Origin of the sequence: Sphingobacterium faecale, assembly GCF_016746095.1 — a bacterium.
GTDB classification, from domain to species: Bacteria; Bacteroidota; Bacteroidia; order Sphingobacteriales; family Sphingobacteriaceae; genus Sphingobacterium; species Sphingobacterium faecale.
On record NZ_JAERTY010000012.1, the window covers coordinates 82,457 to 97,360 of the forward strand.

Annotated in this window: 11 protein-coding genes; 7 read left to right on the forward strand and 4 right to left on the reverse strand. The window is 42.2% G+C overall.

Translation table 11 applies throughout. The features are described 5' to 3' along the window. Positions 1 to 118 precede the first annotated feature (118 nt). From JKG61_RS19880 to JKG61_RS19905, 6 genes are read left to right on the forward strand one after another with little or no spacing between them, the layout of a single operon-like run. The gene (locus tag JKG61_RS19880; protein ID WP_202104760.1) at positions 119 to 3,466 is read left to right on the forward strand and encodes a TonB-dependent receptor; all 3,348 of its coding nucleotides are present in this window, start codon (positions 119 to 121) and stop codon (positions 3,464 to 3,466) included. A gap of 17 nt (positions 3,467 to 3,483) precedes the next feature. Continuing rightward, positions 3,484 to 4,962 carry a RagB/SusD family nutrient uptake outer membrane protein gene (locus tag JKG61_RS19885; protein WP_202104761.1) on the forward strand — a complete coding sequence of 493 codons (1,479 nt, stop codon included), beginning with the start codon at positions 3,484 to 3,486 and terminating at the stop codon, positions 4,960 to 4,962. Beyond that, positions 4,949 to 5,872 (forward strand): endonuclease/exonuclease/phosphatase family protein, encoded by a 924-nt coding sequence (locus JKG61_RS19890; RefSeq protein ID WP_202104762.1) that lies wholly within the window; start codon positions 4,949 to 4,951, stop codon positions 5,870 to 5,872. The genes JKG61_RS19885 and JKG61_RS19890 overlap by 14 nt, the downstream gene beginning before the upstream one ends. Before the next feature lie 25 nt (positions 5,873 to 5,897). Then, complete coding sequence (locus JKG61_RS19895) at positions 5,898 to 8,306, forward strand: BACON domain-containing protein (protein WP_202104763.1); 2,409 nt, start codon at positions 5,898 to 5,900, stop codon at positions 8,304 to 8,306. A gap of 15 nt (positions 8,307 to 8,321) precedes the next feature. Then, positions 8,322 to 10,493, forward strand: coding sequence for a BACON domain-containing protein (locus JKG61_RS19900; RefSeq protein ID WP_202104764.1), 2,172 nt, complete (start codon positions 8,322 to 8,324; stop codon positions 10,491 to 10,493). Positions 10,494 to 10,497: 4 nt separating this feature from the next. Further along, complete coding sequence (locus JKG61_RS19905) at positions 10,498 to 11,310, forward strand: endonuclease/exonuclease/phosphatase family protein (RefSeq protein WP_202104765.1); 813 nt, start codon at positions 10,498 to 10,500, stop codon at positions 11,308 to 11,310. 124 nt (positions 11,311 to 11,434) lie between these two features. Here the strand turns inward: JKG61_RS19905 and JKG61_RS19910 are convergent, their stop codons facing one another. Next, positions 11,435 to 11,737, reverse strand: coding sequence for a hypothetical protein (locus JKG61_RS19910; RefSeq protein WP_202104766.1), 303 nt, complete (start codon positions 11,735 to 11,737; stop codon positions 11,435 to 11,437). A gap of 189 nt (positions 11,738 to 11,926) precedes the next feature. Between JKG61_RS19910 and JKG61_RS19915 the strand changes: the two genes are divergently transcribed. Then, positions 11,927 to 12,961, forward strand: a complete 1,035-nt coding sequence (locus tag JKG61_RS19915) for a YncE family protein (protein ID WP_202104767.1) — start codon at positions 11,927 to 11,929, stop codon at positions 12,959 to 12,961. 55 nt (positions 12,962 to 13,016) lie between these two features. Here the strand turns inward: JKG61_RS19915 and JKG61_RS19920 are convergent, their stop codons facing one another. Genes JKG61_RS19920 through JKG61_RS19930 form a run of 3 tightly spaced genes read right to left on the reverse strand, consistent with a single transcriptional unit; the run spans position 13,017 to position 14,829 of the window. Next, positions 13,017 to 14,159 carry a glutathionylspermidine synthase family protein gene (locus JKG61_RS19920; protein ID WP_202104768.1) on the reverse strand — a complete coding sequence of 381 codons (1,143 nt, stop codon included), beginning with the start codon at positions 14,157 to 14,159 and terminating at the stop codon, positions 13,017 to 13,019. Beyond that, positions 14,159 to 14,527 (reverse strand): hypothetical protein, encoded by a 369-nt coding sequence (locus JKG61_RS19925; RefSeq protein ID WP_202104769.1) that lies wholly within the window; start codon positions 14,525 to 14,527, stop codon positions 14,159 to 14,161. Before JKG61_RS19925 ends, JKG61_RS19920 begins: the two co-directional genes overlap by 1 nt. After that, positions 14,527 to 14,829, reverse strand: coding sequence for a hypothetical protein (locus JKG61_RS19930; protein WP_202104770.1), 303 nt, complete (start codon positions 14,827 to 14,829; stop codon positions 14,527 to 14,529). The genes JKG61_RS19925 and JKG61_RS19930 overlap by 1 nt, the downstream gene beginning before the upstream one ends. Between the last annotated feature and the right edge of the window lie 75 nt (positions 14,830 to 14,904).

The window sequence follows — 14,904 nt, forward strand, 5'->3', positions numbered from 1 at the left end:
AATTTTTGGATTGAAACGTAATGTATTATTTATCTCAACCTATTAACAAATGTATGAAAAAAAAAGGTTAGGGGCGGGCTATGCCTTTAACTTACCCAAACTGAAAATTCCATTGTATATGAAATTGACGTGGATTATTATTTTAGTAGCCTCCATGCACGTTAGTGCGACTACCTTTGGGCAAAAGATTACGCTTAAAGGGAAGAATGTTCGATTGGCCACTCTATTAAAGGACTTTGAAAAACGCAGCGGTTATACGATATTCTATGCACAGGATATACTCCCTAATAGTGCCATATCTCATGTAGAGCTGGTAGATATGGAGGCTTTAGATGCCCTAAGACAGTTATTGAGACCTTATGAATTGGATTTTAAGCGCAAGGATCGTAGTATAGTATTGTTACCTAAACAGGAACAACAGCAGAAGAGCCCGGTCGTGGTCGGGGGAGCTGAACAGCAACAGGTACTGAAAGGTATTACGCGCATGACGACGGGCGCTGTGCTGGCTAATGTGACAGTACGCGAAAAGTCATCTGGAAAAATGACACGCACCGATGAGTCAGGCGCTTTTACAATAGAGGTAACGCTGCCTACCGTATTGGAGTTTTCTCTTTTGGGATTTGATAGAAAGGAGATCAATGTGCATAGTGCAGCAGAGTTAAAAGTCGTGATGGAAGAGAAGATCACGGATATGGAAGAGGCTGTTGTTATCGGTTATGGTCAGGTCAAGAAAAAAGATCTGACGGGATCTGTCGTCAATATCAAAATGGAGGATGTAAAGGATGCTCCTGTACTTTCGGTCGACCTGGCGCTACAAGGACGTGTGCCAGGTGCGGAATTTACGGCAACGACCGGTGAACCTGGAGCAACGACCTCGATACGTATACGGGGTACCCGCTCGATCACAGCAAGCAATGAACCATTAATCGTGGTGGATGGTGTAATGGATGCAGTCAGCAGCTTGACGGATATCAATACTTCCGATATCGAGTCTATTTCTGTCTTGAAGGATGCTTCCGCCACAGCAATATATGGTACGAGGGGAAGTAACGGGGTGATTATAGTGACCACCAAGCAAGGTAAGTCTGGCAAGGACAATATTACATTGCGGAGTACAGCTGGTTTGTCCCAGCTGCCCAGAAAACTGGATATCATGAATGCCGCGCAATATGCGCAGTACCGTAATGATTTTGCTTTGTTTACATCTGCCGATCCGTACGGAGATATTACCATCAATTCGCCTATGTCGGCATATCCCTATCCAGATCCCCATTCTTTGGGAAAAGGTACCGATTGGGTCGACGAGATCACACGGATTGCACCGTATCATACACACAACTTATCGTTGTCCGGTGGCCGGAATAAAAGCAGTTACTATGCATCGATAGCGTATGACAATACACAGGGAATTATTCAGGAAAGTGGTCTGGGACGATTTACGGGGCGTCTGAATCTTGACTACCAGTTGTTCCCATGGATGAAAATAGGGTTGAAATACAGTTATACCAAACGGGACGAAAATAAAAATCTAGTAACCATAGGCGGTACTAACTGGTGGAGCGGTGCTATTTATTTAAATCCGATGATCAAGGTGTATGATAACTTTAACGACCTCTGGTATTCGGGACAGAAATTTAACTCGCCACGTTCTATTCTCGATGCGGATGTGATTAATAATATCAAGCATGACGGAATCACCAATACGGGATATGTAGAAATAGAACCTATAAAAAATCTGAAATTAAACTCACAGTTGACGTATTATTCGTATGCACGGCACACCTTTCAATATGAACCAGGTAGCTTGCCTGCGAAAGCAGATAATGAAGGAGGAACGGCCTACAGGGGGGAGTATACGCAAAGTAACTTGATGAGTCAGACCACATTGAATTACTTGAAGAAATGGGATGATATACACCATTTGGATTTTACAGTAGGTTTCGTGGGGCAGAAAATATCGGATGATAATCTTACCCTACGCGGTGAAGGATATCAATCGGATGCCATTCTCTGGAATAATATGAATGCCATACCGGATAAAGAAAACTATGTGGGGGGATCCGGTAATACGACCAAAACGTCGATGTCCTATCTGGCACGTGCCAATTATAACTATAAAAGCAAGTATTACCTGACGGTTACGGGACGTAGAGACGGCGCTTCAAACTTTGCGAAAAACGAAAAGTGGGCGTTTTTCCCTTCGGCAGCATTGAAATGGACGGTGAGCAATGAAGAATTTTTGAAAGACTCCAGATGGCTCAATGATCTTTCGGTGCGAGCGAGTGCGGGCCGTACCGGAAATGACGGTATATCGTCCTATAGGTCATTAGCGGCGCTTTCCTCTTCGACCAGTGGTTATCTTTTTAACGGCTCGCAACCTGTTGCATTCTATCCTTCACGTTTGGCCTCCGAGGAATTGTCGTGGGAAAAAACAGATATGTATAATATCGCTACCGATATCGCGCTATTCAATAGTAGGGTAAATATGACTTTTGAGGCTTATCTATCGTATACCAAGGATCTCTTGCTCGATGTACAGACACCTAGACAAACGGGATATGCTACGCGGTTTGCAAATATCGGGAAAACCTCCAATAGAGGACTTGAATTTAGTGTGGAGACACGCAATATACAAAAAGATAGATTCTCCTGGTCCAGTACGTTTTCTATCTCGCATAATAAGCAGAGGGTCGATGATATCGGTCATTACGGGTATGTAAGTGCTTATTCGGCAGCGGGTAATAACAGTTATATGATGTATGGTTACGTTAAAGATTACCCTTTGAATGCTTTATGGGGATTCCAATATGCTGGAACGTGGAAGTCACAGGAAGAAATAGATCGTAATAAAGTTACTAGAGCTTATGTATCCGCTTCGGCGCAGCAGTATAGGCTCGGATCCGCACGTTATATCGATTCGAATCATGACGGTGTATTCAATGAGAATGATCTTATTTACCTAGGGAATGCAGACCCTCTTGTACATGGAGGTTTCCAGAATAACTTTAGGTACGATAAATGGACACTCGGGGTATTTTTAAATTATTCCCTGGGCGGTAAAATATATAATATCTCGGAACAATGGATGGGTAATGGAAGCAACTTTGCGAATCAATACGCCTATATGCTGGATGCCTGGCATCCTATCCGTAATCCTAACTCGGATCTGCCAAGAGCAGGATCAGTGGATAATATAGCATCAAGTAGGATGGTGTATGATGCTAGTTTTTTGAGACTTAAGAGTGTTTCAGTCGGATATACATGGGATTTGGGCAAACTGACCAATAACAAATTAAGAGATGTACAGTTTGGACTTGCTGGCGAAAATCTATTCGTGTGGAAGAAGTATAATGGGTTCGATCCGGATGTGTCATCCTCCAGCAGTACATCGACTTTAAGAAGGGTCGATATCGGAGCTTATCCCAAACCTAGAACCGTTGTGGGCAGTATTCAAATAAGGTATTAAATCAAAAAAGTTTATACATGAAACGTCTATTTATATTTTTTATTAGCAGCTTACTCTGGACGGGGTGTTCTATAGACGAGGAACCCACGTCTTTTGTTAATACGGATAATTATTACTTAACAGAGGCACAGTGTATCTCGGGTCTCAATTCTACTTATATTCCGCTAAAGACTATTTATACATATACTTACTTGATCGCAACAGAGGGGGTGACAGACCTGATGTATATTGCATCGGGTACGCTCGATGCACAATTGGATATATCGCCTGCGTTGCCTCGTTTCGGACAGAACATGTGGAATCTAGGTTACCAAGGTGTTATGTACTCTAATTCGATTATAGAAGGAATTAAACGCTCTCCGCTACCCGAAGAGACTAAAAATAGGCTTTTGGCCGAGGGGATGGTTATGCGTGCCTATTACTATTGGTTTTTGACATCGACGTTTGGTGATGTGCCATTTTATACCGAAGATGTAGCTAATGCCGAAGTATTGGATCGGATTTCTAAAATGGGCAGAATGCCTGCGATAGCCACGCGCGATTATCTGATCGCCGAGCTACAGGAGTATGTGCCCTATCTAGCGCAGATACGGACCAATGATGTACCAGGAAATCGCTCGGGTGCTGCTATGGGCTGGATGCTGATCGGAAAGCTTGCCCAATGGAATAAAAAGTGGGATGTCGCAAAAGATGCGATGGACAGACTAGAGGCTATATACGGCGATTTCAACAAATATCCATTGGCGGATATTGCATTGAAAAATAAGAATATACCAGAGTCTATTTTTGAAATCCAATATACCTATTCGGAAACAGGTTTGCAGGTAACGACAAATTCGGGTGCGATCTGTATGCCCACGCGCAGTACCGGAGCCATCTATGACGGTGTAGAGATTCCTGAGCTAGGTACAAATGCGACAACGTGGTCTCCGCTTCGTCCGAATAACTTCTTCTTTCAGAGTGTAATGCGCAGAGGTGGTGAGGATCTGAGAACTAATCTTAATATGGCTTGGGAATATAAAGGGGTAGCATTTAAAAGTACGGCTACACGACCTTGGCCGGGACCTAAATTCTGGACATATAATATGTACAATGTTGCCGACGGAAATAATCAACGGGTATTCCGCTATGCGGATGCCTTATTGATGCAGGCAGAGAATTATATGGAACTGAGAGATCAGACTACGGCGATTAAATATTTAAATATGGTGCGTAACAGAGCAGGATTGCCGGTATATGAATTTAAGAACTGGGATTTACTACGAGAAGAGATTCAAAAGGAACGCGGAAGAGAGCTGTTGGGTGAATATCAACGAAAGTATGATCTGGTACGTTGGGGCATCTGGTATCAGGCGACGTATGACTATACCGATTATGCTGCCTTGAAGAATAATATGCTGCCTTGCCATGAGTATTATCCTATACCGGATATCGAAGTCGTGAAATCAGGCAATAATTTGGATAATAAAGCTTATGAATTTTATGGAAAAGGTTAATACATATATAAAAATAAAGAGTGTTGGACATACTTCTTTTTGGGGAGCCTTAGTTGTCGCAATAGCTATGCTATCGATAGTGTCCTGTAAAGAAAAAGAGGTGTCAGAGCCGATTATAGAAGTGCCAGAACCAACGGAGCCTGTTTTACCGGACACGCTCAAGATTATTAGTTATAATATTCTGGAAGGCATGAAAAATGATAAGGCAAACAATTACAATAAGTTTGTTGAATGGATCAAATTACAGGCACCGGATGTCTTGGCATTGCAGGAGGTTAATGGTTTTAATCAGCGGGAGCTGGAAAAGCTAGCCAAACGCTATGGACACAATTATGTGATTACGAACCTGAAATCTACCGATAATTACCCCGTAGCCTTGACATCTAAATATCCAATAGAGTCTAGACGCAGAATTACGCTGCATGTATCTCATGGGGCTATCTTTGCACGGCTTAAGAATACGGATTTGAATATTGTGGTTACTCACTTTTGGCCGCAGGCTTATTGGAAGACAGTGGGGGACAATCTGGGAAATGATTATCGCTTGCAAGAGGCGAATGTCGTATTGGATAGTACTATCCGCAAATTTACACAAGAGAAGGATTGGGTGTTTATGGGCGATTTTAATTCGGTATCACGTCGTGATTACGACCCTGCTGTTACAACCAATAATTATTGGGCTATAGACGAGATTATGGGAGCAGGATATGTCGATGCTATCCATTATTTACATGGGAATAAGGAAGATGGCAGTGCTAAGTACGATTTTCAATATCCAGGGCGTCGCATCGACTTTATATTTGGAACAGAGTCTGTCCTGAAGAGAGGAACGAAGGCCATGCCGATTTATGATGAATTTACGAAGGTGTATTCTGATCACCCTCCAATGATGTTCCATTTGTTACTTTAGTATTTAACGCTCGAATAATACAAAAATGAATAAGATAAAAATATATAAAATGCTTTCCCTTAAAAGTCTAGCGCTTATTCTTTTGACGCTTTTGGTGGGCTGCGAAAGGAAGTTTGACTTGGGACTTTCCTTATCGGTCAACTCTAACGAGATGCATCTTGAAGCCACTGAAGGAAAGACAAAAATTATGGTGTATGCCGATGGTGATTGGAATGTCAGCGTAAAAGAGGAAGCAGATTGGCTAGCGCTGGATCGCCTGTCTGGAACAGGAAATTCTGATGTCTTGTTTTCCTATTCGCAAAACTTTGGAGTTTCCAGATCTGCCACGTTAGTGATAACAAAAGGAAAAGAGAAGCAGGAAGTTAAGATTATACAAGCGGGACTGAATGCAGCTTTCCGTTTTTCAAAATCAAAATATACGATCACACGTAACCCATTCCAGATTAACCTCCCCATTGTAAATGATCTAAAGTCTAATGTCAAAAATATCAAAATAGATTATCTATATGATGATGAAACATCTGAAAAGTGGATTACGGAAGCTTCTTTTACGGACAATGGTTTTCAGTTTAAAGCACTGGAGAACAACGCTGGGAGAAACCGTACCGCAAGAGTGTATCTAACCGTGATTGATGGATTTGATAAAGAGTATACCGTATTTGCAGATGTTGATCAATCCTTACAGGAGCCTGTATTGATACCCCGTAAACAGGTGTCAATGCTGACACGGAGTGCTAAAATTGATACGGTAATCATAAAGGGGAACGTAGGAGCGTTGTTTCCGGATTTTGAGCATGAGGTATCATATGATCAGGGAAGCGGATGGATTGAAAAAGTAGAACTTGCTAATGATAGCTTGCTGATGATCGCAGTCCGTGCCAACGATTCTGGCGAACAGCGTACCGCACAGGTACGGTTGAAGTACAGCAATAATGGGATCAACTATATTGATCTGACCCATCAGGTGGTACAGTCGGCCGATGATTTTGAGGTACTGACTATGGATGATTTGAAAGCAATGATACCGGGAGAGACCGGTGAACTCATACTCCGTACTCCTCTTCAGGTTTTAGAAGCTTTTGTAATTTCCGATGCAGGAAATACCAATATGGACGTAAATCCCAACCGGGCATTTAACGCGATTGATTACGACGAAGCGCTCAAGACAGCATATGTACAGAATGCGCAGGGCAGCTCCGGTTTACGTTTGAAATTTGCCGCTAAAGCAGCAAATACCTTGAAAAGGTATAGTAAAGTATCACTTTCTGTTGACGGATTTGTATTGGTTAAGGAGTCCAATCCGACACGATACACTATCAAAGGACTCACTTCCAGTGCCATTATTAAATCAGAAACCGGCACTGCTTCGAATTTGCCTGCGAAAGTAAAGTATATCAGCGAGCTGAAAGATAGCGATTTATATACGTATGTAAGTTTAAAGAATACGAGTATTTCTGTGCCTTATGGAAGTTATGTGAATGTCAACATGGGGTATGCTGGAATCTTTAACTGGAATCAAGCGGGTGCGTCAACACCTTACGTAGACGCCGTACCAACCTCAATTTATGACGATCAGGGAGGGAGCCTGAAGGCGGTAGTGAATGTGGCTACCTCATGGAGCCGTAGTACACTGCCTACTGGATCCGGTACGTTTTCGGGAGTAATTGTACATCACAAACTCCTCAAATATGGTATAGGAGATGGCGAGATAGGCCGTTATTCTATTCGTCCTGTCACACAAGGTGATATTAAGCTTAATGAAGCGGAAAAGGCAAAAACATTAGTCGAATGGAAATGGATGAATCCAAGTAATCTAGCTGCCGGTGGTACAATACAGAAAGATGGAGATAAGATCCGTCCTGCCGTAGGTCAGGGGGAGATGACCTGTACAGTACCTGGAGCACCTTCATCGACAGGAGCACACCCTATCTATCATACCGATCTTACCTCTAAAGCTGTACCTAGTTCGGCAGCCCAGTATAATACCAAATGGTGGAATACGACCACCAACAAAGGAGAGGGATTTGTATTTAAATTCTCAACAACGGGGATCAGCGCACAGCATTTATTGGTTAACTTCAGCCAAGGTGGTGGATCAGGTACAGTAGCAACATTAAATGTTCCTGCATATTGGGAGATCGCTTATTCTTTGAATGGAGTGGATTACACGGTGGTGCCCAATTCGACCTATGGTATACGTCCATTGGCAGGATGGGGTCTGAACCACATGTACACGGCTAACGGCCTGAATACGTTTACATTTAAGTTGCCGAATGAACTGTTGAACAAAGCGAATGTATTTGTCAAGCTACAGGCACAAAAGGATATTTGTGGTGCGGATAATCCAAATGGAGCGGAAGAGGGAAGGATTACGGCGTCCTCAGGGGCAGTAACAGTACGTTTGGGAGCGGTAGCTGTTAAATATATACCTTAAAATTAAGATAGAAAGATGTTTAAATTACGATATTTCGGTGTTTTTTGTATGTTATTATTCGTGTTAGCGTGCAAAAAAGATGATGCAGAGTATCTCCGGTTTTCAGAACTCGGAGCTGCCAAGAAAGAATATACGATACCGGCTACCTCTGGACAGTTTGAGATCAATGTACTGTCCAGTGGTAACTTTGAAGTTGTGCTGCCACAGGATCAGAATTGGTTAAAACTGAGCAGCAATAAGATGAAAGGCGATACGAGCTTCTTATTGGATCATGAAGCCAATGCTGGTTTTCCACGTAAATCTATAGTAACCCTATATGCTGCTGAAAGCGAACGGTATGACACGGTTTTGGTTAAGCAGAACGGAACCGAACAACCGATGCTGAACTTCCCAACATTAAATACCACGGTATTGGGAGACGGAGGACAAGTGGCCGGCAAGTTGAAGACGAATATCCCATTAGAGGATATTGATATAGCTGTTATCTATCCGTCCCCAGATGTAGAACCTTGGGTCAATGCGGATTTTGCATACGATAAAGCTACAGAGGACTTTAGCTTTACAGTAAAACCGAATACTTCGCAGACGGAGTTACGAAATGTGCAGATCCGTCTGTCTTATAAAGACGGTTGGGACACGGAACATGTGTCGACCCTGTATCTCCTGCAGGCTAATGCCCAGAATATGTTCGGAACACAGGCAGATTTTCCGGAGATACGTATCTGGGCAGGAGAGAAAATAACTTCTGATCTCTTTATAGAGGGACATGTAGTCAGCGAAGCTGGAAACCCCAATGTAGGAGATGCCCCTCAAACTACACCAACGGCTATTAATTACACCGAAAATGATCGGACGGTGTACGTACAGAGTTTGGATGGTCGTTATGGCTTTCGGATTTTAACCAGCACCCCTTCGGATAATATCTTTAAAAGATATAGTAAGGTACAGATCCTATTGAAAGGAGCGGGGGTAGAGCGGGAGTCTAATCCAAACCGTTATACACTGACAGGGGTGACATCGATGATGGTCATGAAACAGGAAGAAGGGAACGCTGCCCAGCTTGCCCTCAAACAGAAATATATGGGCGATTTGACGGATGATGATATTTACACTTTCGTAACACTGAAGGATGTGGAGTTCCCGATACGTAAAGGGTCGTTTACGCCGGTAAACGAAGGGTATTCGACCTTATTCTCTGCACACCGGATCGGTAAGTATCCCCTGTTGATGCGTGATAAGAACGGAGATGCACTCTTCACCATGACCAATACGCGTACTTTATACCGTAGAGATGGAGACATATTGCCTTATGGATCAGGAACAATATCCGGCATTGTTGTTCATGAGAAGTTTACCCGTTTCGAATATCAGGATGCTGCTCTGGAACAGGATTTTGGCAATATTGGACGTTATCAGATACGCCATTTGGCAAAAGAAGATATAAAAATGAATAAGGAAGTAAGTAACGGATTCTCTGAGCTGCTTACCGAATATCAATATCCGAATATTGTAAATGGTATAGCATTGCCTACATGGGGTAATAATGGTAGTATCAGTTTTTCAACCAATACAGTCAACCTAAGCAGGGGAAGCGATTATAGTTACCTAGGGCCTGTAGGTGCATCGAATCTGGGCAATACCAACCAATATGGCAACGGCGTACTGACAGGAGCTGGAAGTAAATTTGATACAGAGGCGACGACAAACTCTGATGGTAAAGGCGGCGTAACAAATGCAGCCATGACGGCCAATAATACCTGGTGGAACTATGAGAAGAATAGAGGAGAGGGCTTTGTAGTTGATTTTTCTACGCAGGGAGTTAATTCAAGCCAGCTTTCCTTACAGTTTACAGCTTTAAATCTCGTGGGTGGGACAGGTAAAGGGGCTCCTCGTTATTGGAAAGTCGAGTGGTCTGAGCACGGAAACATGGACGGCAACTGGACGAAAATAGAAAGCTATACCGTACCAGATGCACCACTTTGGGCCAATACGAATATACATCAATTACCTGCTTACAAAAATATCAATGTAAAGTTACCTTTAGCCTTATTGGGAAAACAGAAAGTGTATTTGAGGCTGGTGGTAGAAAAGAATCTTTCATCGGATGGGAACAGTTATGCTAGTGAGCCTTTGGAAGTAGCAACATCTACTGGAATAGGTTATTTAGCAATTCGTTATAACAAATAGAAGTATGATAAAAAGAATTACAGGATTGCTGGGTATTTGTGTGTTGACATGTGCGGCAGCATTCGGACAGTTGCAGGATAATTTGCCCCTACGTATTAAAGTAGGGGTATACAATGTAGGTCACTTTAATCAGGGAAGGCTTGGAGGTTTTCAAGGAGATGGCAAGATGATGCAGGCAGAGCTGTTTCGTTGGAAAAGCTGGATAGCTCAACAAGGGCTTGATATATTTGCTTTCAATGAATGGAATCGGTATTTTGATAAGGATAGCACAGTGATTGCCGAAGAGTCTATATTGAAACCATCCTATAAGAATATTTATTTAGGCAAGGAAAACAGGTGGATATACAATGGTATCGCGACCAATTATACATTGGAAAACATCCGGCAGGAAAAATGGGATGGCGACTATTATGCAGTATTGGGTGATTTGAAAGTAGGTAATAAGACCATCACCGTGATATCTTCGCACATCCCATGGCAAAAAGAATGGCACGAAAGCTCTATCAACGCATTACTGTCTACACTGAAAAAGTATGAATACTTCATCTGTATGGGTGATATGAATGCTTTTGATAAAGTCCAGATGAAGTTTACAGAAGCGGGGTTTAATATGGCTAATGGAGGAACACAAGGCTGGTTCGCAACAGCGGCAGGCACCAATGCTGCTGAAGGCAGAATAGGTGCTGTCCCTAATCGTAGTATTGATAATATAGTAACGAGTAGCAACATTAAGATAATGAATGTATCTGCTCCATTTACTCATTTAAATGATCTGGATCATCTTCCCATTTTAGCGGATTTGGTAGTGACTTGGTAACATTCCGGGGTGTCTTGCAAAAGACACCCCATTTTTTAGAACGTCTCTATAGCTAATAAGTCTACCTATTTTCATCCAGTATGGCTGACATATGGATATCTTTGACGCCGCTCGAACATCAGCTTTATCGTTGTTCACTTACATCAATAATCTTATTACTTCCGTTTTCTACACCTATGTCGAGAGGTGTGCGTTTTTTTAGACTGCTTTCCAATAAGGACAGGTGTTTTGAAAAATCCTTAGTATCTGTCGGGAGCCAGAATGAAGAAGCCATAATACCAATCTGTACGCGGTATACCGAGTCCCCTTGAGCTTCTAATTGTTCGATGACTTGATTTTGATACCTACTTCTATTACTTTTTTCCTGTTTTGCTGTGCAGGAAAAAAGAACCGCAGTTAAGGCTAAGTATACTGTCTTTTTGAACATAAATGAATAAACCTAGTTCAAATTTAGTGTTTTAATTTATAGCGATGATAACCTAAGAGCGACAAAATTAGAATTTATTTGCAAGTATCTTGTTAATTGCAATCCGTTACTTCGGAAACAGGAGGGTTGGGCAACTCTCCTAACAAAGACTTGTTTATAATGGGTCTAAATAATGTAATAATGTATACTATGAAACAGATACTCCTAGGTGCGGCGATAACATTCGCCTCAGTTCTTGCATATGGGCAAGAAAACACTGCCAATTTTAAAATTGAACAGGCACAGAAACTGCCTAATGAACTTTACCAATTAGTCTATAATCCGACCACTCAGCTTGTGTATGTTGCCGGGCCACAGAAAGGATTTAATAAAGAGACCGAAAACTTTGTATATGTTTTAGACGGACAGAGCTTAGCCTTACGGGACTCTATTTCATTGGGTAAATACCTTCCATTCGGTATTGCATTAAACAATCAGACGCAAACATTATACGTCGGACATTCCTTACAGAATGCCGTCTCCGCGATTGATTTGAAAAGCAAAGAACAGCATGTGATCAGCAACGGCAAAGAAAAGTCTAAGATTCGTGAAATAGCGGTAGATGAGATTCGGAATAAGGTATATGTCTCTGATCACGGTAACCCCTCCATTTGGGAAATTGATGGAAAGAGTAACACCTACTTGGGGTCATTTGAAAAGGCAGGTGCTTATCTTTTAGGGCTTAATGTTGATCCACAGCGTGGCAAGGTGTATGGTACAGATGCCAATACGATGGAGGGAAATATCCTTGTTTATAATAGTGATTCGAGAGCCTTAGAAGGACAATTCAAAACCTGGTCTTATTGCCCTCTAAATATTGCTCTGGATAAAAAGGAAAATAGATTGTTCGTGAGTCAGTCGAATGACAATAACATAACTATTGTAGACGGCAATACGGGTGATATTCTTCAGAAAGTATATCTAGGTTATGATTCATCGCCTATAGGACTGGTCTATGATGAAAATAGTAAACTGTTATATACAGCTAACCGAAATAAACAAGAAGTAGCCATTATCGATACAGATACGTATAAAGTAGTAGAACGTATCGCTACTAAGGGATTACCGAATACCATTACACTGGATCCGGTTTCAGGCGCAGTCTACGTAACGAATAAGCAAGCAGGAAAAAAAGGGGAGCCTGTAGAGAACGCAAATACAGTCTTGAAAATTAATAGGATTTAGTATTATTTTTATGAGTTAGTATTAGAGCGCTATGTCACAGACAAGCGCTCTTTTTTTAATGCCTGATGATATGCGGTATAAACCGGCTTTGATCTGTTGTAATCGGCATATCCGATTCTCTAAAAGAGATGCCACAGGATTCCTGTCCGATGATCCAGCTTCCAATTATAGAGAATCCCGTTTCTTCGCGGTGCAGTGTGGCCAACTCTTGATAGATAAAACCTTCTTGCCCATACTCGCCTGCTGTAGCATAGATCATCTGCTTGTCATAGTACATCTCTACGTTTGCGCCTTCCCGTGAGAGGATGGGTTTTTTAACAAAATGGCGGAGATGCTTGGGTTCTTCAAAATAAGAAGCCAATAGATAAGGATGATTGGGGTATAGCTCCCAAAGAATAGGCAATATCGCTTTGTTAGACAAGAGCATCTTCCATGATGGTTCAATCCATTGTGCTTTGTTTAAATCGTTGACGATATGCACACCAAACTCTTCGCTTACCATCCATTCCCAAGGATAAAGTTTAAATATAGCATGGATGGGTTGTCCCTCGAGGTCGACAAAATCACGTCCGGACCAACCGATGTCATCGATATAAATCAGTTTGGTCTGCAACCCGGCTTGTATAGCGGTATCTCTGAGGTACTCGACATTGGTGAGATCTTCCAGCGTCTCCTTTGCACAGGCAAAGTGGAGCATATCGCCTTTCAAATAAGGTTTTAATTCCCCCCAGCTATTTATCAGCTGTTCATGAATGCTGTTGAATTGGTCTGTCAGTTCGGGAAAATAGTGTTTCTTCCAATACCACTGTACGATACCTGTTTCAAACAAAGAGGTAGGCGTGTCCGCGTTGAATTCCAACATTTTTAACGCATTATTGTCTTTGTCATAAGCAAAGTCAAATCGCCCATATAAAGAAGGTTCATCATCTTCCCAAGTGCGCTCGATATGATGTATAATATAAGGCGGGATATGAAAATGATGGTAGCGCTTATTTTTGATGATATATTCGACTGCTTCCAGACACATCGTCCAGAGCTCACTACTTGCTTTATAGATCAGGTCCGCTTCCTTAGCAGTGATTTCATAATAGTAATCATCGACCCAATAGGGTACGCCATCTAAGGTATGGTAACCATAGCCGATAGACTCCAGACGGGACTCCCAATTGGGATCAATACGTAATTTGTTTATCCGCATTATGATCCAGCAGATGCTCTAGGTGTACTTACTGCACTTTTTCCAAAACCACCCCGTTGGGCTTTGAAGGCCGCAGCCTTAGCAGTGTTGGTTCCTGCTACCGATTGGGGGTGTAAGCTGTTGTTGGCATAGCCCAATACACCTCCCATATGTCTGAATGCCATGAACCACAGAAGAGAAGAACCTAGTCCTCCCACACCATGGCTACCCTGACGATAGTTGTCCGTCACCTCGGTGTAAGGGGCTGTCGAATCCGCCCGCATATATACCCGTTGCCGATCATCCGCCTGAGGCTGTGGTTGTGCACACGATGCAAGTACTGACGTAATCAGTACCAGTTGAATATTTTTTGCTGATGGTTTTCTCATTATTGTACGGTTACATAAATGGGGACTTTGCTCAGATTTTTGGTAGAGTCGATGCCATCCCATGTATTAGGGGCAGCAGCAGTCTTGATCGTATCGCTTTTTGCAGCGATCTGTTCTCCATTATACCAGATATGCTGCACTGTGATGTGTAATATGGAGTCCCCTTGTGTCACTGTTTTTAAAGTCACTTCGCGAGCTGATTTTTTATCCAGTTGCTCTAGCGTCTGTTCGTTCTGCTTGTTGTTACATGAAGCGAACAATATCGTAGAAAGAGCAGCTAAAAAGTAGTTTATTACATTCATACCTTACAAATCTACATAAAATGATCTTGATAGGCAATATCATAAGAACGACTCCGTATCTTTCATACTTCAGGC

Coding starts and splice junctions, on each gene's coding strand:
- JKG61_RS19905 (WP_202104765.1), top strand. CDS start 10,498: ATGATAAAAAGAATTACAGGATTGCTGGGTATTTGTGTGTTGACATGT.
- JKG61_RS19920 (WP_202104768.1), bottom strand. CDS start 14,159: ATGCGGATAAACAAATTACGTATTGATCCCAATTGGGAGTCCCGTCTG.
- JKG61_RS19910 (WP_202104766.1), bottom strand. CDS start 11,737: ATGTTCAAAAAGACAGTATACTTAGCCTTAACTGCGGTTCTTTTTTCC.
- JKG61_RS19900 (WP_202104764.1), top strand. CDS start 8,322: ATGTTTAAATTACGATATTTCGGTGTTTTTTGTATGTTATTATTCGTG.
- JKG61_RS19925 (WP_202104769.1), bottom strand. CDS start 14,527: ATGAGAAAACCATCAGCAAAAAATATTCAACTGGTACTGATTACGTCA.
- JKG61_RS19890 (WP_202104762.1), top strand. CDS start 4,949: ATGGAAAAGGTTAATACATATATAAAAATAAAGAGTGTTGGACATACT.
- JKG61_RS19930 (WP_202104770.1), bottom strand. CDS start 14,829: ATGAATGTAATAAACTACTTTTTAGCTGCTCTTTCTACGATATTGTTC.
- JKG61_RS19880 (WP_202104760.1), top strand. CDS start 119: ATGAAATTGACGTGGATTATTATTTTAGTAGCCTCCATGCACGTTAGT.
- JKG61_RS19895 (WP_202104763.1), top strand. CDS start 5,898: ATGAATAAGATAAAAATATATAAAATGCTTTCCCTTAAAAGTCTAGCG.
- JKG61_RS19915 (WP_202104767.1), top strand. CDS start 11,927: ATGAAACAGATACTCCTAGGTGCGGCGATAACATTCGCCTCAGTTCTT.
- JKG61_RS19885 (WP_202104761.1), top strand. CDS start 3,484: ATGAAACGTCTATTTATATTTTTTATTAGCAGCTTACTCTGGACGGGG.